Origin of the sequence: Streptomyces sp. enrichment culture, from assembly GCF_964272855.1 — a bacterium.
Classification (GTDB): Bacteria; Actinomycetota; Actinomycetes; order Streptomycetales; family Streptomycetaceae; genus Streptomyces.
In genome coordinates, this window is the sequence record NZ_OZ186847.1 from 5437020 (window position 1) to 5455919 (window position 18900).

Sequence of the window (18900 nt, forward strand, 5' to 3'; positions counted from 1 at the left end):
GCCGGCACCGGGAGCCGCCATGGGCGTACGCAGGGATCGGGGGTCGGGGCATCCGGAACCCACGAGCATCCGGGACCCACGAGCACCTGGTACATGAGCAACTGGAACGCCCGAGCACCCGGAACGCCCGGGCATACGGAACGGCGGGCCACCGGCGCTGAACACCGGTGACCCGCCGTCGGCGGAGCGGAAGGCTCAGCCGTTGCCCTCGCCGTTGCCGGAGAGGGCCGAGATGTCGTCCAGGATGTGCGACAGCGGCTCGTCGCCCTTGGCCTGGGTCGAGTTCTCGACGCACTGCTGGTTCTGCGGCGAGGACAGGACCGGGATGTCCTGGACCGTGATCGGGATCAGGCCGACGAGCGAGCCCGCGTCGGCCTTGGCGGGCAGACCGACACACGGCTTGTTCAGCGAGCCCTGGACCAGCGAGAGCTGCGGGCTCTGGTCGCCGAACGTGCCCGAGTTGCCGAATTCCTGAGAGGCGAAATTGCCACTGGCGGACGTGGTGCCGTTGTCGTCACCGATGGCCAGCGCCTGGGGGGCGGCCGTGGCCGAGAGACCGGCGACCGAGGCGGCGACAGCCGCGGTTGCCCACAGCTTCTTCATGTTCGTTCCCTTCGAAAAGCGGACTCCGGTGGGGAGTTGCATGATCGACAACGGCTCCGCCCCGTTCCGGGTTGCGGAGGGTGCCCCGATCGGCGCAGCGCATTCGGATGATGGGACGAACGCCTCTGTTCGGACGGTCGTCTCCGGGCGCGCGAAGAGGCCGGCGGGCCGCCGAGTGCTCGACGGTCCACCGGCCTGCGTGGGTGAACGGCTCAGCCGTTGCCCTCGCCGTTGCCCGCGAGCACCGAGATGTCGTCCAGGATGTGCGACAGCGGCTCGTCGCCCTTGGCCTGGGTCGAGTTCTCGACGCACTGCTGGTTCTGCGGGGACGAGAGGATCGGGATGTCCTGGACCGTGACCGGAACCAGTCCGACGAGCGAGCCGACGTTCGCCTTCGCGGGCAGGCCGATGCAGGGCTTGTTGAAGGAGCCCTGGATGAGCGCCATCTGCGGGCTCATGTTGCCGTACGTGGCCGAGTTGCCGAACGACTGGCTGGCACCGTTGCCGCTGAACGACGTGGTGCCGTCGTCGTTGCCGATGGCCAGCGCCTGCGGAGCGGCGGCGGCGGAGGCGCCCACGACGGAGGCGGCGACCGCGGCGGTAGCCAGAACCTTCTTGATCACTTGCTAGTCCCTTCAGGAGAAACCCCGTCCACCGGAGCCACCTGATCAACTGCCCGTGACGCGCATGGTTGCCCCCATTCACCCGGATGGCTCACCGTCTGCGAGCCGCGCGGCGTACGGAGTGGGTGCTTCCCGCGGAATTTCCGGTCCGAACGGTCCGTCCGGGTGAATTCGGTGGGCGAGACCGCAACCATTCCATGAAGTTCCGGTTGATACCCGGGCAGGAACTTGTGCCTTCGGTCGGAAAGGGAAGCGAAATGCTGAAGAAGGCAATGGCCATGTCGGCGGTCGTCGTGTCCGTCGTCGGCGCCTCGGCGGCGGCAGCCCCCCAGGCGCTTGCCATCGGTGACGACCGCGGGACCACGTCCGGCAGCGGAAACCACGCGCACTCGGAGTTCGGCAACCAGGTGACCGCTGGTGACATGAGCCCGCAGGCGACGCTGCTCCAGAGCTCGCTGAACGAGCCGTGTGTCGGCCTGCCCGCCAAGGTCAACGCGGGTTCGGTCGTCGGCGCGGTCCCGGTCGCGGTCCAGGACATCCCGGTCCTGTCGCCCCCGCAGAACCAGCAGTGCGCCGAGAACTCGACCCAGGCCAAGGGCGACGAGCCGCTGTCGCACATCCTGGAAGACATCTCGGCTCTCTCCGGCAACGGCTGAGCCTTCGCCACCCGTAATCATTCCGACTACCTGTACGCAATTCTTCGAGGGCGTTCGAGTGAATTTCCGCACGGCGCGCGTTCCGTAGTTTCTCCGGCTGTATATCCCTCGTTCTACAGCCTGTCGGTCATGGTGCGAGCCGCCCAATCGCGCTCGCTCGGTTTCGGCCGTCATTGGGGCATGACCGCAAAGAAGGGAAAGTTCATGAAGAAGGCCGCTGCTGTCGTCGCGGGCGCGATTGTGTGTCTGGGCGGGGCCGCTCCGGCGTTCGCCGACTCCGAGGCCGTGGGCACCACGTCCAACTCGCCCGGTGTGCTCTCCGGCAACGTGATCCAGATTCCCGTACACGTGCCGGTCGACGTGTGCGGAAACACCGTCGACGTGATCGCTCTGCTGAACCCCACGCTCGGCAACGGGTGTGCCAGCGAGGACTGACGTCGTAACACCAGCCATTCGGCTGGGTGACGGTCGGCTCCGGGCGCGCATGTCTCGAACCGGGGCCGGCCTTTCCCATTTCACCAAGCAGGAAGACAACGAGAGTGCGACAGACCCTCAGCAAGGGAGTGGTCGCGGCAGCCGCCGCCACAGGCATCCTGTCCTTGTGCGGAAGCTCCGCCCTCGCCGACACGACGGCGGACGGGAGCGCCGCGGGCTCACCCGGCGCGGTCTCGGGGAACCTGGTCCAGGTCCCGGTGAGCGTGCCGGTGAACGTCTGCGGTAACTCGGTCGACGTGGTCGGGGTACTGAATCCGGCGTTCGGCAACGACTGTGCCAACGGTTCGGACACCGACTCCGCCGACACCGGCGAGTCCGGCAGCGGCTCCTCGGCCGAGGGCGCGACCGCGGGTTCTCCCGGCGTCGGCTCCGGCAACAACGTGCAGGTCCCGGTCGACGTGCCAGTGAACGTCTGCGGTAACTCGGTCGACGTGGTCGGGGTACTGAATCCGGCGTTCGGCAACGACTGTGCCAACGGTTCGGACACCGACTCCGCCGACACCGGCGAGTCCGGCAGCGGCTCCTCGGCCGAGGGCGCGACCGCGGGTTCTCCCGGCGTCGGCTCCGGCAACAACGTGCAGGTCCCGGTCGACGTGCCAGTGAACGTCTGCGGTAACTCGGTCGACGTGGTCGGGGTACTGAATCCGGCGTTCGGCAACAACTGCGAAAACTCGCCTGGCAACGTGGTGACGCCGCCTGGCAACGTGGTGACGCCGCCTGGCAACGTGGTGACGCCGCCCGGCAACGTGGAGACGCCGCCCGGCAACGTGGTGACGCCGCCCGGCAACGTGGTGACGCCGCCCGGCAACGTGGTGACGCCGCCCGGCAACGTGGTGACGCCGCCCGGCAACGTGGTGACGCCGCCCGGCGACACACCCCTTGAGCCGCCGACGGTCGAGTCCCCGCCCACCCCCGCACCCTCGCCGGTTGATGAGCAGACGCCGCCGTCGCCCAGCGAGGTGAGGACCCCTTCGGAAGGCGGGCACCAGGAGCAGCCGCCCACCATGGCCGAGACCGGCAGCAGCGGCGAGACCATGCTCGCCGCCTCGGCGGTCAGCACAGCACTGATCGCGGGCGGAGCCCTGTTGTACTGGCGGGGCCGAGCCGCGTCCCGGCGGTAACTCAACGCGCGGCGTCTCAGGGCGCCCCGGGTGACGACGGTTCACCGTCACCCGGGGCGCCCCGGTGCCATTGTGGCCGGGAGCGTCCCTGGCGCTGTCCGTATCAATACGGGCCAATAATTCAAGAGTGCGTTAATCGTGATTCCGGCGCGCCCAGGACATCACTCCTTCGGAGGCAGAACCCCGGTGAGTCCCGCGCGTTGACACAGCGTCGGGCGTCCCGCCCGGATGTTTTGTTTCAACCCCCAAGGAGCACCTCTCCATGTCGCGTATCGCGAAGGGCCTGGTCCTGACCTCCGCCGCCGTCGCCGCGGTGGCCGGCACCGCTGGAGTCGCCGCCGCCGATTCCGGCGCCCAGGGCGCGGCCGCCGAATCGCCGGGCGTGCTGTCCGGCAACGTCGTTCAGGTTCCGATCCACGTCCCGGTCAACGTCTGCGGCAACACCGCTGACGTGATCGGTCTGCTGAACCCGGCGTTCGGCAACACCTGCGTCAACGACTGACGTCGCGTCGCCCTCGATCACCGGCCACTCTCCATGGGGAGGGTGGCCGGTTTCGCACGTGCTGACCCGATTGGACGGCTGCGGCGTCGACGCGGAGTGCGACGCTTCACATAGTCCCTCACCAGTGGTGATGCCGCGCGGCGCGCGGCATGGGTGATTGCGGAGAGTGCCGGTCGGTTGCGGAGCGCAATCGTCGCTCGCACGGTGGATAAAAGGCCCGGACGCAACCGAAAGGAACAACACACATGCGTGGTCTGCCCGTTCGGCGTATCGCCTCCACCGCCCTGTGCGCCACCCTCGTTCTCGGAATTGCCGGACCGGCCGCCATGGCGGCCGACCACGACCCCTCCCGCGAGCGCACCGCCTCCACCTCCCAGGCCCCCGTGGCCGACGCGGAGGCACTGCTCGCCCAGAGCAAGGCGCTGAGCGACCTCGGCGTCGTGCTCGACCCGGTCACCAAGATGCTCGACACCGTACTCAAGGCCGGCGAGGGCCAGATCTCCGCAGAGGAGGCCACCAAGCTCGGCGACGCCGCGAAGGCGGCGATCGCCAAGCTCGCCATGGCGGCCCCCTCCGCTCCGGCAGCCCCCGAGGCCCCGACGGCCCCCTCCACGTCCACCTCGCCGATCGTCACCCTCCCCGCGACCGCGTCGCCCATCAAGAACGACAACAAGGCGTCCGCCGCCGAGGTCAAGGCCGACGCGCTCGACGAACTGCAAAAGGCGATCGACGCGCTGATCGAGGCCATCACGTCCGGTCTGGTCGACCAGGTGGTCCCGTCCGCAACGGCCGTGGTGACCGGGCTCGTCAACGTACTGACCACCACGCTGCTCGGCAGCGGCCTGCCCGCGCCGACCGTTGCCGGACTGCCCCCGCTGCCGGCCCTGCCGGCCTCCGTGCCGCAGTCGCCGGCCGCGGTGCCCGAGACGCCCGCGCTGCCGGAGGAGCCGCCAGCGGTGCCGGCGGCGACGCCCGCGCAACCGCAAGTGACGCCTGCCCTTCCGGAGACACCGGCCGCGGTTCCGGCGGCGCCGTAGACCGTGCCGACGGCCGGGCTGTTTCCTGACCCCCTGCTCCCCTGATCCAGGGACTGGGGCGTCGTGCCGGCCACGCAGTCCGGCACGACAACCGTTCATATGTCTTCTGCTCACAGGGTTTCCGAGCCTCTTGGGGCTCGTTGGGCACGGCGTCCGAATTCCCCGCGGCGGCACGAGTCGCCGAAGAAAGGAACACGATGAAGTCCCTGAAGGCCGCCGCTGTCGTCGCCGGGTCCATGGTCATCGCGGCTGCCGCCGCGCCCGCGTTCGCCCACGACACCGCCGACCTCACGCCCACCAGCCTCAACGGCGCCGTCAACACGCTCACCAAGGGCCCCATCGAACCGACGGACGTCATGCCGCTGAAGCACCAGTCGAACGCCCTCGACACCGAGAACAAGGACTCGGTGCTCAGCACGGTGAACGGCGCCACCAAGACCCTCAACGCCAAGGGCGGCCTGCTCGGCGGGCTGCCGCTGCGGGGCTGACGGACACCCCGGCGCGGCCCGCGGGCCGGCGTCACCGGGACGGGCCGATTCCGCCCCACCGGGAATCGGCCCGCTTCCGTCTGTTCGAGCGGAATCCGGGACCGTCCCTCGTTCGTGTGGAGAGCACAGCGGCCGTCGCCCGCTCGGGTGAGAAGGCGTCCGGGCCGGTTCGGGTACGCCGATAAGGTCGCGCGGTGACCTCAACCCCCAACGAAACCCGCCCCTTCCGCGCCATGGACATGGGCACCCTCGTCGTCATGGCCTGGAGCGGCGAGGCCCCCGGCGGCGACATGCCGTACCTCCTCGCCTACACCCTCGGGGACGGCCCCGACGGCCCCGAGGCCTCGTCCGCCGCCGTCGCGCGCATGCTGAACGACAACGGCCTCCCCGTCGGCGGCGACCTCGTCGACGGCGCCTCGAAGCCCGGTCTGCCGGTCGGCCTGCTCGTCGAGGCCGGCCAGGCCGTCGTCAACATGCCGCACCTCAACGCGCAGTGCACCCCGCCCCCGGAGTGGCTCGCGGCGGTCGGCGAACGCGGCTTCGCCTACTTCGTGTTCACCACCCGCCCCTGGCCGGAGGCCCAGCCCGGAAAGCCGGTCGACCCCGAGGCCCTGGCCGCGTTCGCGGGCGCCGACGAGACCCTGGACGCCGCCGCGCACGTGGTCCTCCCGGTCCGCAGCCTGCGCTCCTGATGGCGGCCGCCGCCGGACGGCACGCCCACCCGGCGGTGCCGGCCGTGGGCGGGGGCCGCGGATTCGCGCTGCTGCTGGTGCTCACCGGGGCGGCAGGGCTGCTGGCCTCCTGGGTCATCACCCTCGACAAGTTCAAGCTGCTGGAGGACCCGGACTTCACCCCCGCGTGCAGCCTGAACCCGGTGGTGTCCTGCGGCAGCGTCATGGAGAGCGACCAGGCCTCCGCCTTCGGGTTCCCCAACCCGATGCTGGGCCTGGCCGCCTACGCCGTCGTCGTCTGCGTCGGCATGAGCCTGCTGGCGGGCGCGGCCTTCCCCCGCTGGTACTGGCTGGCCTTCGACGCCGGCTGCCTGTTCGGCGTCGGCTTCGTGTCCTGGCTCCAGTTCGAGTCGCTGTACCGGATCAACGCGCTGTGCCTGTGGTGCGCCCTCGCGTGGATCGCGACCGTGGTCCTGTTCTGGTACGTCACCTCCTTCGCCGTACTCCACGGCTTCCTGCCCGCGCCCGACGGGCTGCGTTCGTTCCTCGCCGACTTCACCTGGGTGCTGCCCCTCGCACACCTCGGCGTGGTCGGGATGCTGATCCTCACCCGCTGGTGGGACTTCTGGACGAGCTGACTGTGCGGACGTCGTACTGCTGCGGCACTCGGGGGAAATCCGCGCGAGTGCCGGACTCGGGACGCTTCCCGGGCTCGTTGGAGGTACGGACGTCCAGCCCCCGACTCCTGAAAGGGACCGTTCCTGAGATGAAGCCGACCACCCGAGGCACCCTTGCAGCCGTCGTCACCGGCGTCGCGGCCGCCGTCGGAGCCGCCGCCTCCCCCGCGGTCGCGGCGACACGGTCCCCGTGCCCGTGCCGCTGAACGGGGCCGAGAAGTCCCTCGGCATGGAGCTGCCCGAGATCGGCGCCGAGCTGCCCGGCCTGAAGCTGCCGCAGGCGGGCGTGGTCACACCGGTGCGTGCCCGGCGCCGAGCTGGGCCCGGGACAGAGCCTGGGAACGCCGGACGCGGACACGGCGACCGGGGAGGGAACCCACGAGGGAACCCAGGGAACCCACGAGGGAACCCATGAGCGGGGACAGGGGGCCACCGTGGTGTACACCCGTAAGGACGTCAGCACCCTCACCGCCACCGAGCGCAGGCGTTTCATCAAGGCGCTGCAGGAGCTCAAACGCCGTGGCGAGTACGACGAGTTCGTGCGCACGCACCTCGAGTACTACGTCGCCGACGGCGAGAACGGACTGCGGACGGCGCACATGGCGCCCTCCTTCCTGCCCTGGCACCGCCAGTTCCTGCTGGAGCTGGAGAAGGCGCTGCGCCGGTCGACTCGTCGGTGTCCGTGCCGTACTGGGACTGGACCCGCGACCGCACCACGACCTCCGTGCCGTGGACCAAGGGCCTGCTTGGCGGCAACGGACGCCCCTCCGGCCGGCAGGTGACGACCGGCCCGTTCGCCTACGCGGAGGGCAACTGGACGCTCAAGGTCGGTGTCACCAACGGCAAGTTCCTGACCCGGGACCTCGGCCGGGCCCGGGACCCCCTCCAACTGCCCACCGCGAGCGAGCTGCAGTGGGCGCTGAAGGATCCCGTCTACGACGTCGCTCCCTGGGACTCGACGGTCACCCAGGGCTTCCGTAACAAACCGGAGGCTGGGGCACCGGACGCGGCAGCGCCTCCTGGCGCAACCACAACCTGGTGCACCGGTGGGTCGGCGGCGCGATGGTCAGCGGCGCGTCCGTCAACGACCCGGTGTTCTGGCTGCACCACGCCTTCGTCGACCTGGTGTGGTCACGCCGGCAGCAACGGCACCGGGACAACCGGTACCGCCCGGTGAAACAGCCGGGCCCGGGCGACCTCCAGCGGGGACGCGTCGTCGCACGGCACGAGAAGCTGCCGCCGTGGGACGTGACGCCGGACGAACTGGACGATCCCAGGGGCGTCCACCGGTACGCGTAACCGTGTGCGTGGGGACGTGTGGCGGCCCGTGGCGGACATGGGAGAGCCCCGGCGCTCGGGGTGCCGGGGCTCCTCTCGGGTGGGGCGTCAGTGGCCGTAGCCGCAACCGCTCTCCTGGCCCTAGCCGTCGTCGCCCCCGCCCGTGTTGTCGCTGTGGTTGAGGCAGGTGTTGCCGAAGGCCGGGTTCAGCAGACCGATCACGTCGACGGTGTTCCCGCACAGGTTGACCGGGATGTTCAGCGGCACCTGGGCGACGTTGCCTGACACCACGCCGGGCGAGAGGACGGCCGCGCCCTGGGCCCCCGCGTCCGCCACGGCGAGACCGGCCCCGCCAAGGACCACGGCGCCCGTACCGAGGGCGACTCCGGCTGCCTTCGTGATGCGCGACATCACGTTCTCCCTGAAACTCGGTGATCGCGACGACAGTCGGCGCCGCCGCACTCCCCGTTCAACGCGACGAATCGTGACGGGTCACGGCGATCCACCACAGATCACCCATCTTCTCAGAAGGCCACATACAGCGGTGCGCACGCGGGGAGCGCGTACGGGGCGCACGGCGTGATCCTGGCGTTGGCTGATCTTCCGCCGATCTTCCGCCGAGAAGCTTCGACGCGTATTCGACACCGTCCACCCTCGAGAACCCGGCGACAGCCGGACAGCCCCGGGGCCCGCTCTTGATCATCGCCAGGGCTTCCGGTGCTGATGTGTGTCGAGTATCACCCGCCCTGAGCAGCAAAAACGCCCTCCCGAAGGAGGGCGGAGACTGGGCGCCCCCGGCAGGACTCGAACCTGCGGCCAAGCGCTTAGAAGGCGCCTGCTCTATCCACTGAGCTACGGGGGCCGGTGTGGTGGCCTCTGTCGTGGTGCCCGGGTGCGGGCTGATCCGTGACGTTGCCGGGGACAAGGATAGGGCTCCCGGATCCTTGACCCTGTTGCTTCGCCTCCGTGGCTCAATGTGGAGGTTCGGTGAAGCGGTCCTGATAATCGCAGGCAGGTACGAATCGTGCATCGCTTTTGACGCATCGCGCACCGGGTGTTGTGCACTCGTTATGCCTCAGCCACCCCCGTGTCCCAGTCGTCCCTTCCGTCCCTTGTGTCCTGTCGGCGCGCAGACATGCTCATATGCTTCAGAAATCCCATAAAATTGGGCATTCTTCGCATGTGGTGACCTTGGACGTACGGCCTCAGCTGCTCGACGCACTCTCCACGCTGCGCGACCGCGTCGCCGCCGCACGCTTCCCGCTGCCCCTGTCGGGGGCTCCACGCGCGCGTGCCAACCGCGACGAACTGCTCGCCCAGCTCGACGACTACTTGGTGCCCCGGTTGAGACAACCCGAAGCGCCGGTACTGGCCGTAGTGGGCGGCTCCACCGGCGCCGGGAAGTCGACACTCGTCAACTCGCTGGTCGGACGTCGGGTCAGCGAGGCGGGCGTACTGCGGCCGACGACGCGGACACCGGTGCTGGTCTGCAACCCGGAGGACCACCACTGGTTCAGCGGGATGCGCGTGCTGCCCGACCTCACGCGCGTCTGGGTGCCCCAACAGGAGTCCGGTGACGAGCTGCTGCTCCCCGGCGAGAACCCCACGCGCGTACTGCGCATCGAGACCACCGAGACCCTGCCGCCGGGCCTCGCCCTCCTCGACGCCCCCGACATCGACTCGCTGCTCGCCGACAACCGTGTCCTCGCCGCCGAGCTGATCTGCGCCGCCGACATCTGGATCATGGTCACCACGGCGGCCCGGTACGCCGACGCCGTCCCCTGGCATCTGCTGCGCACCGCCAAGGAGTACGACGTCACGCTGGTGACCGTCCTCGACCGCGTACCGCACCAGGTCGTCTCCGAGGTCTCCCGGCAGTACGGCGCCCTGCTCACCAAGGCCGGCCTCGGCCACGTGCCCCGGTTCACGGTGCCCGAGCTGCCCGAGTCGGCCGGGGGCGGCGGACTCCTGCCGGTCACCGCCGTCGCACCGCTGCGCACCTGGCTCATCCACCAGGCCCAGGACCCCGCCGCCCGGCAGCACACCCTGGCCCGCACCGCGCACGGCGTCCTGAACTCCCTCAAGTCCCGGATGCCCGAACTGGCCAGCGCCGCCGCCGCCCAGTACGCCGCCGCCCTCCGCCTCACCGCCGCCGTCGACTCCGCCTACGACAGCGAGTACGCGCGCGTGCGCGGACGGCTCCAGGCGGGGGCCGTTCTCGCCGGGGACGCCCTCAAGCGCTGGCGGGCCTTCCCGCTGGACTGCACCCCCAAAGAGCTGCTGGACGCGCTCGTGGAGAGCCTCGGCGACCTCCTGCTGTGCGCCGTCACCGCGGCCGACGAGCGCGTCGACGACGCCTGGCGGCTCGAGCCCGCGGCCGGCGCCCCCGAACTGGCGGACGACGCCGAACCGCACCACGCGGGGCACCGGATCGGGCTGGCCGTACGGCGGTGGCGGCGGGAGCTGGAGGAGTACGCCGAGGAGGAGGTGCGCCACCTGGAGCGGAGCGTCGCGCCCGACCCCGAGATGATCGCCGCACTCGTCGCCACCGTGCTGCTCGGCGGGCGGCGCGCCAGGTCGGCGGGGGAGGGGCTCGCCGAGCGGATCGGCGCACACGGGGCGCTGCGGCTGCGTGACCGGGGCGGCCGGCTCCTCGCCGAGCACCTGGATCGCGTGATCCAAACCGAACGCGAGCGCCGCCTCGCCCCGCTCGACGCCCTAGACGTCCATCCCGAACCTCAGGCCGCACTCATCGCCGCGCTGTCCGTATTGCAGAAGGAGAGGTGACCGGTGGCCGCCGTCACTGACCAGGACCACACGGATCACGCCGATCGTGCTCACAGTGCCGAGCACGTAAGTCACTCGGCTCTTGCCGGTGCCCGCATCGGTATCGGCGCCTCCGAGCGTCAGACGGATCACGCCGAGCGGGCGGATGACGGGACACCCCAGGTGGAGAACGACTTGCGTGACGAGGATGGTTCCGAGGGCACGGACAAGCCGTCTGGGGAGACGGAATCCGGTGCCGCCGGGGAGCGGGGGGAGGCCGCGGACTGCGAGAGCAGTGAGGAGGGGGAGAGGGAGAAGAGCTCGGAGAGCGTGGAGAGCGCAGGGAGCGCCGAGAGCTTGGAGGGGGCCGGTGCCGCCGAGGAACCCGAGTCTTCCGCGTCTTCCGCGCCTTCCGAGGCTGCCTTCGCTGCCCCCGGCCCGGCCTCGGAGACCGGCACCGGCGAGGAAGCGCGGCGTGCGATGGCGGGAGACGGTGACCACGCGCGCGTGCGGGGTGAGAAACGGGGGCGTGCCAGGGCGCGTGCCAAGGCCGACACAAGTACGAAAGGCAAGGTGATTGCCGATGTAAGGGTGAACGGCGAGACGAAAGCGACCGCTGACGCAGGTGTGAAGTCCGACACCGCGAAGGCTGACGCCGGCGCGACGGCCAGTGCCCCGAAGGCAGACGCAGGCGTGATCGCCGACACCATGAAGGCCGACCCGCACGGGCAAGCCGGTCCACGACGTCAGACCAGCCCGCGCGGTCACACCGACCCACGCGCGCAAGCCGATCCGCGAGGTCACACCGACCCACGCGCGCAAGCCGATCCGCGAGGTCACACCGACCCACGCGCGCAAGCCGATCCGCGAGGTCACACCGACCCGCGCGTCCAAGCCGACGACGGCTCCGCGCGGCGTACCGACGCCGAGCCCGCCTGGGACGACGGGCTGATCGCGCGGCGGGTCACCGAAGGGGCCGCCCCGGTCGAGCAGGCCGTCGCCGTGGAGACGCGGAGCGGCAAGTCGCAGGGTGTGACGCCGCTGGCGTACGACGGGCCGCTGCGGTCGCGGCTGGACGCGCTGCGTGAGCTGGTGGGGCTGTCGCGGACCCGGCTGGACAGCCGGACGCTCGCCGAGGCGGGCCGGGTGCTCGACGAGGCCGCCGCGCGGCGCCGCCTCTCCGGGCAGCACACGGTCGTCGCCATCGCCGGGGCCACCGGCAGCGGCAAGTCGCAGCTGTTCAACGCGCTCGCCGGAGTGACCATCTCGGAGACCGGCGTACGCCGTCCCACCACGTCCGCGCCCATCGCGTGCAGCTGGAGCGACGGCGCGGCGACCCTCATCGACCGGCTCGGCATCCCGCCCCGGCTGCGGCGGCGTCCCGCGCAGCACGCGGACGCCGAGGGGCAGCTGCGCGGCCTTGTCCTGGTGGACCTGCCGGACCTGGACTCGGCGGTCGTACAGCACCGCGAGCAGGCGGACCGGGTACTGGCGCTGGTCGACGCGGTGATCTGGGTCGTCGACCCGGAGAAGTACGCCGACGCCGTCCTGCACGAGCGCTATCTGCGCTCCATGGCCGGGCACGCCGAGGTCATGTTCGTCGTCCTGAACCAGATCGACCGGCTGCCCGGCGAGGGGACCGAGCAGGTCCTCGACGACCTGCGGCGGCTGCTGGACGAGGACGGGGTCGCCCTCGGCGAGTACGAGGAGCCCGGCGCGACCGTGCTCGCGCTGTCCGCGCTGACCGGGGACGGCGTCGGGGAACTGCGCGAGGCGCTCGGCCAGTTCGTCGCCGAGCGGGGTGCGCCGGCCCGCCGGATCTCGGCCGACCTGGACGCCGCCGCGGGGCGGCTGCGGCCCTTGTACGCCAACGGCCAGCGCTGTGGGCTCAGCGAGCAGGCGCGGGACGAGTTCTCCGCGCGGCTCGCCGACGCGGTGGGCGCCACCGCGGCCGGGGAGGCGGCCGAGCGGGCGTGGCTGCGCAACGCCAACCGGGCGTGCGGGACGCCCTGGCTGCGGCTGTGGCGGTGGTACCAGGGCCGGGGTGAACCGAACACGGGGTCGGTGCTGCTCCGCGCCCAGGCGGACGAGGAGGCCACGGCCCGCCAGCGGGTCGAGCAGGCGGTGCGCACGGTGGCCGAACGCGCGGCGGCCGGGTTGCCCGCGCCCTGGGCGCAGGCGGTGCGGGAGGCGGCGGTCCGGGGGGCGCAGGGGCTGCCCGAGGCGCTCGACCAGCTGGCGGCTCGGGCCGGGCTGCCACCCGGGCGACCGCCTCGGCCCGGCTGGTGGCCGGTGGCCGTGCTGGCGCAGGCGTCCATGACGATCCTCCAGGTCCTCGGCGGACTGTGGCTGCTGGGGCAGATCATCGGGGTCATGTCACCGAATCTGGGGGTGCCGGTGCTGCTGATGCTGACCGGGATCGCCGGAGGCCCGGTGGTGGAGTGGAGCTGCCGGATGGCGGCTCGCGGACCGGCCCGGAGGTACGGCATGGAGGCCGAACGAAGACTCCGCGAGGCGGCCGCCGGGTGCGGGCGGGCGCGGGTACTGGATCCGGTGGCCGCGGAATTGCTGCGGTACCGGGAGGTGCGCGAGCAGTACGGGCGGGTCGTCGGGGTGGGCGCCGGGGGGAGATGACGCTTCCGGCGACACCCGTCGGTGCCGCGGGCGGGACGACCCCGTCACCCGTTCGGGTGGCGGGGTTTTCCACAGGTCGGGGGCGGTCCACAGGGCCCGGCGGGCTTCGCGGGAGCGAGGCAGTCTGGCGGTGCGGCGATCGCGACGGACGCGGTCGCCGGACCAGACGCTGCCGTACGGGAGGGCCCGTACGAGGGAGGGGCTGACGATGAACGAGACGATCATCTGCGCGGTCGGCAACGTGGCGACGCCGCCGGCCTACCGGGAGCTGCCCACGGGGCCGTCCGTGCGGTTCCGGCTGGCGGTGACCGCGCGCTACCTGGACCGGGAGAAGAACACCTGGACCGACGGGCACACCAACTTCTTCACGGTGTGGGCCAACCGCCAGCTCGCCGTCAACGCGGGCGCGTCGCTGAACCTCGGTGACCCCGTCGTCGTCCAGGGCCGGCTGAAGGTGCGCACGGATGTGCGCGAGGGGCAGAGCCGGACCTCGGCGGACATCGACGCGATGGCGATCGGGCATGACCTGTCGCGGGGCACCGCGGCCTTCCGGCGGTCGGGCCGGGCCGAGGGCGCCACGCCGCTGCCGGCGCCGCGTCCCGAACCCAACTGGGAGACCGTCCCAGCCGATTCGACGCCGACTGAGTCTGTGGACGAGCAACCACTCGCGGGGGCAGCGGCTGTGACGTGACGTCAGGTCGTGTGCCGGGCTGACTGACCGAAGTGCGGCTTATCGGGGAATACGTGCCGAACGACCCGGTGGATTTGTCGGTAAGCCCTGCTCAAGCCCGCCTCGGCGATAACGATTCCGAGTCGGATCATGCCTCGGAAGGCATCACCGGGAAAGGCGGTGCGCCCGCGTCCCTAGGATGCCGGACATGGTTCTAGGGGTTTGACGACTCTGCTGGCGGGACCTCCCCCCACGTCAACGGGTCCTGCTCGAAGGGGAATTCTGTGTTTTCTTCGTTCTCCGCACGGTCCGCGTGCGGGCGAGGCGCGGCCGGGATCGCCGCCGTGACCCTGGTGTCCGGGCTCGCCCTGGCCGCCGTGACGGCCGGCGCCGGAGCCGCCGCGGCCGACGGCGGGGCGGGGCAGGCCCAGGGCGGGGCGACCGCCACCATCGGCGGCCTGAAGACATACGGCGCCGCCGTGGTGCACACCGACGCCGGGGACCAGGAGTTGTCGGCGGGCCTGTTCGAGATGTCCGTCGACGGCGGCGGCACCCTTCAGACCTACTGCGTCGACATCCACAACCCCACGCAGCGGGACGCCAAGTACCACGAGACCCCCTGGAGCGGCACCTCGCTGGGAGCCAACGAGGACGCCGGCCGCGTCCGCTGGATCCTGCAGAACTCCTACCCCCAGGTCAACGACCTCGCGGCGCTCGCGCGGAAGGCGGGCGTCCAGGGCGGCCTCACGGAACAGGACGCGGCGGCCGGCACCCAGGTGGCGATCTGGCGCTACTCGGACGGCGTGGACGTCGAAGCCGTCGACCCGCAGGCCGAGAAGCTGGCGGACTACCTGGAGGACAACGCCCGCGACGTCGCCGAGCCCGAGGCGTCCCTGACCCTGGACCCGCCCGCGCTCTCCGGGCTGCCCGGCGGGCTGCTCGGCCCGGTCACGGTGCGCACCACCGCGGACAGCGTCACCGTGACCCCGCCGGCCGACGCCACCACCACCGGCGTGCGGATCGTCGGCGCGGACGGCGAGGACGTCACCACCGCGAAGGACGGCAGCCGGCTGTTCTTCGCGGTGCCCGACGACGCGGCGGACGGTACGGCCGAGCTGGTCGTGCAGGCCTCCACCACCGTGCCGGTCGGGCGGGCCTTCGCCTCCGACAGCCGCAGCCAGACCCAGATCCTGGCGGGCTCCAGCGAGTCCACCGTCTCGGCGACGGCGAGCGCGACCTGGGCGGAGACGGGCGCCATACCGGCCCTGTCCGCGGCGGAGAACTGCGCCGAGGGCGGCGTCGACATCACCGCCGCCAACGCGGGCGACGCGCCCTTCACCTTCGAGCTGATGGGCGTCGAGCACACCATCGCGGCCGGAGAGACCCGGACGGTGACGGTCCCGCTCCAGGAGGACCAGGCGTACGACTTCACGATCACCGGGCCCGGCGGTCAGCAGGAGCGCTTCACCGGAGTCCTCGACTGCCGCACCCAGGCCGGTGAGGCCGACGAGGCCGGCACCACCACGCAGACCCTCGGCGAGCCGAGCCCCGCCACGGTCCCCGCCCCCACCGAGGACGTGAACCTCGCCGCCACCGGCAGCTCCGGTGCCACCCCCCTGATCGGCGGCGTGGCCATCGGTCTCGTGGTGATCGGCGGTGCGGCCCTGCTGCTGGTGCGCAAGAAGAAGGCCAAGGACTGATCAGGGGTCCCGCGCCTCGCTCCTTGACATCCGACAGTGGATTCCCCGGCGTCGGCTCCGTCGGCGCCGGATTCCCGGACGTCGGATTCCTCGACACTGAGTGACGCCCCGCTCACCCGCCGCCATGAGGTGTACGCCGCGCTCGGACGGGTTTCCGCCCGGGGGTGGCGGTGCGGCAAGATGGGGTGTATCTGCCCCCCTGCCTTCAAGCTGCCGGACGGTTTCTCTTGGCTGAGTTCATTTACACCATGCGCAAGGCGCGTAAGGCGCACGGCGACAAGGTGATCCTCGACGACGTCTCCCTGAACTTCCTTCCGGGAGCGAAGATCGGTGTCGTCGGGCCGAACGGTGCCGGTAAGTCGACCGTGCTGAAGATCATGGCCGGCCTGGAGCAGCCCTCCAACGGTGACGCCTTCCTCGCCCCCGGTTACAGCGTCGGCATCCTGCTCCAGGAGCCGCCGCTGAACGAGGAGAAGACGGTCCTGGAGAACGTCCAGGAGGGTGTCGGCGAGATCAAGGGCAAGCTCGACCGGTTCAACGAGATCGCCGAGCAGATGGCGACGGACTACTCCGACGCCCTGCTCGAGGAGATGGGCAAGCTCCAGGAGGAGCTTGACCACGCCAACGCCTGGGACCTGGACGCCCAGCTCGAGCAGGCCATGGACGCCCTGGGCTGCCCGCCCGGCGACTGGCCCGTCACCAACCTCTCCGGTGGTGAGCGCCGCCGTGTCGCGCTGTGCAAGCTGCTCCTGGAGCAGCCCGACCTGCTGCTGCTCGACGAGCCCACCAACCACCTCGACGCCGAGTCGGTGAACTGGCTGGAGCAGCACCTCGCCCAGTACCCCGGCACCGTCGTCGCCATCACCCACGACCGGTACTTCCTCGACAACGTCGCCGGTTGGATCTGCGAGATCGACCGCGGCCGCCTCCACGGCTACGAGGGCAACTACTCCAAGTACCTGGAGACCAAGGCTTCCCGTCTGAAGGTCGAGGGCCAGAAGGACGCCAAGCGGCAGAAGCGGCTCAAGGAAGAGCTGGAGTGGGTGCGCTCCAACGCCAAGGGCCGCCAGGCCAAGTCCAAGGCGCGTCTGGCCCGCTACGAGGAGATGGCCGCCGAGGCCGACAAGATGCGGAAGCTGGACTTCGAGGAGATCCAGATCCCGCCGGGCCCGCGTCTGGGCAACGTGGTCGTCGAGGTCAACAACCTCAGCAAGGCCTTCGGTGACAAGGTCCTCGTCGACGACCTCAGCTTCACGCTGCCGCGCAACGGCATCGTCGGCGTCATCGGCCCGAACGGCGCCGGCAAGACCACGCTGTTCAAGATGATCCAGGGCCTGGAGGAGCCGGACTCCGGTTCGATCAAGGTCGGCGAGACCGTGAAGATCTCGTACGTCGACCAGAGCCGCGAGAACATCGACCCGAAGAAGACGCTGTGGGCCGTCGTCTCCGACGAGCTGGACTACATCAACGTCGGCCAGGTCGAGATGCCGTCGCGGGCGTACGTCTCGGCGTTCGGCTTCAAGGGCCCGGACCAGCAGAAGCCGGCCGGTGTGCTCTCCGGCGGTGAGCGCAACCGGCTGAACCTGGCGCTGACCCTGAAGCAGGGCGGCAACCTGCTGCTCCTCGACGAGCCGACCAACGACCTCGACGTCGAGACGCTGTCCAGCCTGGAGAACGCGCTGCTGGAGTTCCCGGGCTGCGCCGTCGTCGTCTCCCACGACCGCTGGTTCCTCGACCGCGTCGCCACGCACATCCTCGCCTACGAGGGTGACTCCAAGTGGTTCTGGTTCGAGGGCAACTTCGAGTCCTACGAGAAGAACAAGATCGAGCGGCTGGGTCCGGACGCCGCGCGTCCGCACCGCGCCACCTACAAGAAGCTGACCCGGGGCTGATCTTGCGGCACATCTACCGCTGCCCACTGCGCTGGGCGGACATGGACGCGTACGGCCACGTCAACAACGTGGTGTTCCTCCGCTACCTGGAAGAAGCACGTATCGACTTCCTGTTCCGCCCGGACAAGGATTTCAAGCAGGGGTCCGTGGTGGCACGCCATGAGATCGACTACAAGCGGCAGCTCGTCCACCGGCACGAGCCGGTGGACATCGAGCTGTGGGTCACCGAGATCAGGGCGGCGTCCTTCACCCTCACCTACGAGGTGAAGGACGGCGACCAGATCTACGTCCGCGCGTCGACGGTGATCGTGCCGTTCGACTTCGAACATCAGCGGCCGCGCCGGATCACCGCGGAGGAGCGGGAGTTCCTCGAGGAGTACCTGGAGGACGAGGAGGAGGCCGTCGCCGCATGACGGTGCTCCATCTCGCCGACGAGGGGGAGGCGGCGGATCTCGCCGCCTTCCTCTCCAGGCTGCTCCACTACGACCGTGGAGCCGCGGTGCGCCTCCAGGCGGCGGGCACCGCGCTCGCCGTCTTCGGACGGCCACCGTCCTTCGAGGTCCTCGCGATCCGCGCGGTGCGGCTCGCCAAGCCGTACGAGAACGGGCTCGACGTGACGCTGGACGTCACCGTGTCCGCCGGTGAGCTCCTGGAGGCCGTGGACGAGAAGGCGGCCACGGCCGCCGTGCCCGGCGCGGTGACCGGGCCGCCGTGGGCGGGCGTGCTGCCGCCGCGCGGCGGCTGGCAGGCGGAGCCCGGACTGCCGGCGACGGACGCGCTGCGCGCGATGGTCGCCGCCGGGGTCGGCGAGTTCCGGTCCCGCACGGGAGAACTGGCGCCCGAGGCGCGTACCCGGGCCGAGCTGGACCGGATCGGCCGGGAGATCTGGTCCCGGACCGTCGGCGCGACCCGGCTGCCGGTGCGGGCCGTGCACGCGGCCCAGTCGCTGGGCTTCCTGCGGCCGGTTCCCGGCGCCGAGGAGCCGGCGCTGCTCTCGTCCGGGGCGTGGCTGCGGCTGCGGACGCCGTACGGGTCGATCGCCGTGCGGCGCGCGGGGCTCGGGACGCTCGGCGTCAGCGTGCGCTGA

18 protein-coding genes, 1 tRNA gene and 2 pseudogenes are annotated in these 18900 nt (G+C 70.9%); 17 read left to right on the top strand and 4 right to left on the bottom strand.

Translation table 11 applies throughout. The features are described 5' to 3' along the window. Positions 1-195: 195 nt before the first annotated feature. Entirely contained in the window at positions 196-603 is a 408-nt protein-coding gene (locus tag ACSU6L_RS23945) for a rodlin (protein WP_437059899.1), read from the bottom strand. 212 nt (positions 604-815) lie between these two features. Continuing rightward, positions 816-1226, bottom strand: coding sequence for a rodlin (locus ACSU6L_RS23950; RefSeq protein WP_437059901.1), 411 nt, complete (start codon positions 1224-1226; stop codon positions 816-818). Between the two features lie 257 nt (positions 1227-1483). Here ACSU6L_RS23950 and ACSU6L_RS23955 point away from each other — a divergent pair, with 257 nt between their 5' ends. The 10 genes and pseudogenes from ACSU6L_RS23955 (at position 1484) to ACSU6L_RS24000 (ending at position 8172) form a co-directional block, all read left to right on the top strand. Next, the gene (locus ACSU6L_RS23955; RefSeq protein ID WP_437059903.1) at positions 1484-1882 is read left to right on the top strand and encodes a rodlin; all 399 of its coding nucleotides are present in this window, start codon (positions 1484-1486) and stop codon (positions 1880-1882) included. Between the two features lie 180 nt (positions 1883-2062). Next, positions 2063-2317, top strand: a complete 255-nt coding sequence (locus ACSU6L_RS23960) for a chaplin (RefSeq protein ID WP_437065025.1) — start codon at positions 2063-2065, stop codon at positions 2315-2317. A gap of 128 nt (positions 2318-2445) precedes the next feature. Then, complete coding sequence (locus ACSU6L_RS23965; RefSeq protein WP_437065027.1) at positions 2446-3498, top strand: chaplin family protein; 1053 nt, start codon at positions 2446-2448, stop codon at positions 3496-3498. 262 nt (positions 3499-3760) lie between these two features. Next, the gene (chpG, locus tag ACSU6L_RS23970; protein WP_437059905.1) at positions 3761-4000 is read left to right on the top strand and encodes a chaplin ChpG; all 240 of its coding nucleotides are present in this window, start codon (positions 3761-3763) and stop codon (positions 3998-4000) included. Positions 4001-4245: 245 nt separating this feature from the next. Beyond that, entirely contained in the window at positions 4246-5037 is a 792-nt protein-coding gene (locus ACSU6L_RS23975) for a hypothetical protein (protein WP_437059907.1), read from the top strand. A 197-nt stretch (positions 5038-5234) separates the two neighbouring features. Further along, on the top strand, positions 5235-5525 hold the full coding sequence (locus tag ACSU6L_RS23980; protein WP_437059909.1) for a hypothetical protein: 291 nt from the start codon (positions 5235-5237) through the stop codon (positions 5523-5525). Between the two features lie 194 nt (positions 5526-5719). Beyond that, positions 5720-6217, top strand: coding sequence for a DUF5949 family protein (locus tag ACSU6L_RS23985; protein WP_437059911.1), 498 nt, complete (start codon positions 5720-5722; stop codon positions 6215-6217). Continuing rightward, positions 6217-6834, top strand: a complete 618-nt coding sequence (locus ACSU6L_RS23990; protein ID WP_437059913.1) for a vitamin K epoxide reductase family protein — start codon at positions 6217-6219, stop codon at positions 6832-6834. The genes ACSU6L_RS23985 and ACSU6L_RS23990 overlap by 1 nt, the downstream gene beginning before the upstream one ends. A 128-nt stretch (positions 6835-6962) precedes the next feature. Beyond that, positions 6963-7159, top strand: a pseudogene (locus tag ACSU6L_RS23995) (hypothetical protein); the annotation flags it as partial. Between the two features lie 148 nt (positions 7160-7307). Beyond that, positions 7308-8172, top strand: a pseudogene (locus ACSU6L_RS24000) (tyrosinase family protein). A 120-nt stretch (positions 8173-8292) separates the two neighbouring features. On the opposite strand, the gene ACSU6L_RS24005 reads toward ACSU6L_RS24000, so the two are convergent. Then, entirely contained in the window at positions 8293-8562 is a 270-nt protein-coding gene (locus ACSU6L_RS24005) for a chaplin (RefSeq protein ID WP_437059915.1), read from the bottom strand. 378 nt (positions 8563-8940) lie between these two features. Continuing rightward, positions 8941-9013, bottom strand: a tRNA-Arg gene (locus ACSU6L_RS24010). A gap of 320 nt (positions 9014-9333) precedes the next feature. Between ACSU6L_RS24010 and ACSU6L_RS24015 the strand changes: the two genes are divergently transcribed. The 7 genes from ACSU6L_RS24015 (at position 9334) to ACSU6L_RS24045 (ending at position 18900) form a co-directional block, all read left to right on the top strand. Next, positions 9334-10938, top strand: coding sequence for a dynamin family protein (locus ACSU6L_RS24015; RefSeq protein WP_437059917.1), 1605 nt, complete (start codon positions 9334-9336; stop codon positions 10936-10938). Positions 10939-11625: 687 nt separating this feature from the next. Next, a complete protein-coding gene (locus ACSU6L_RS24020) occupies positions 11626-13551 on the top strand; it encodes a GTPase (RefSeq protein WP_437065028.1) in 1926 nt (641 codons plus the stop codon). 208 nt (positions 13552-13759) lie between these two features. Next, a complete protein-coding gene (locus tag ACSU6L_RS24025) occupies positions 13760-14242 on the top strand; it encodes a single-stranded DNA-binding protein (protein WP_437059919.1) in 483 nt (160 codons plus the stop codon). A gap of 263 nt (positions 14243-14505) precedes the next feature. Beyond that, positions 14506-15921: a Cys-Gln thioester bond-forming surface protein gene (locus ACSU6L_RS24030; protein ID WP_437059921.1), complete on the top strand. Its 1416-nt coding sequence runs from the start codon at positions 14506-14508 to the stop codon at positions 15919-15921. Positions 15922-16148: 227 nt separating this feature from the next. Next, a complete protein-coding gene (gene ettA / locus ACSU6L_RS24035; RefSeq protein ID WP_073938444.1) occupies positions 16149-17813 on the top strand; it encodes an energy-dependent translational throttle protein EttA in 1665 nt (554 codons plus the stop codon). A gap of 2 nt (positions 17814-17815) precedes the next feature. Next, positions 17816-18226 carry an acyl-CoA thioesterase gene (locus tag ACSU6L_RS24040; protein WP_437059923.1) on the top strand — a complete coding sequence of 137 codons (411 nt, stop codon included), beginning with the start codon at positions 17816-17818 and terminating at the stop codon, positions 18224-18226. After that, on the top strand, positions 18223-18900 hold the full coding sequence (locus tag ACSU6L_RS24045) for a hypothetical protein (RefSeq protein WP_437059925.1): 678 nt from the start codon (positions 18223-18225) through the stop codon (positions 18898-18900). Before ACSU6L_RS24040 ends, ACSU6L_RS24045 begins: the two co-directional genes overlap by 4 nt.

Bases quoted from the DNA above. Each gene is read 5' to 3' on its own strand.
- ACSU6L_RS24020 (WP_437065028.1), top strand. From the start codon at position 11,626: ATGAAGGCCGACCCGCACGGGCAAGCCGGTCCACGACGTCAGACCAGC.
- ACSU6L_RS23990 (WP_437059913.1), top strand. From the start codon at position 6,217: ATGGCGGCCGCCGCCGGACGGCACGCCCACCCGGCGGTGCCGGCCGTG.
- chpG (WP_437059905.1), top strand. From the start codon at position 3,761: ATGTCGCGTATCGCGAAGGGCCTGGTCCTGACCTCCGCCGCCGTCGCC.
- ACSU6L_RS23975 (WP_437059907.1), top strand. From the start codon at position 4,246: ATGCGTGGTCTGCCCGTTCGGCGTATCGCCTCCACCGCCCTGTGCGCC.
- ACSU6L_RS24045 (WP_437059925.1), top strand. From the start codon at position 18,223: ATGACGGTGCTCCATCTCGCCGACGAGGGGGAGGCGGCGGATCTCGCC.
- ACSU6L_RS23955 (WP_437059903.1), top strand. From the start codon at position 1,484: ATGCTGAAGAAGGCAATGGCCATGTCGGCGGTCGTCGTGTCCGTCGTC.
- ACSU6L_RS23980 (WP_437059909.1), top strand. From the start codon at position 5,235: ATGAAGTCCCTGAAGGCCGCCGCTGTCGTCGCCGGGTCCATGGTCATC.
- ACSU6L_RS24025 (WP_437059919.1), top strand. From the start codon at position 13,760: ATGAACGAGACGATCATCTGCGCGGTCGGCAACGTGGCGACGCCGCCG.
- ACSU6L_RS23945 (WP_437059899.1), bottom strand. From the start codon at position 603: ATGAAGAAGCTGTGGGCAACCGCGGCTGTCGCCGCCTCGGTCGCCGGT.
- ACSU6L_RS24005 (WP_437059915.1), bottom strand. From the start codon at position 8,562: ATGTCGCGCATCACGAAGGCAGCCGGAGTCGCCCTCGGTACGGGCGCC.
- ACSU6L_RS23960 (WP_437065025.1), top strand. From the start codon at position 2,063: ATGACCGCAAAGAAGGGAAAGTTCATGAAGAAGGCCGCTGCTGTCGTC.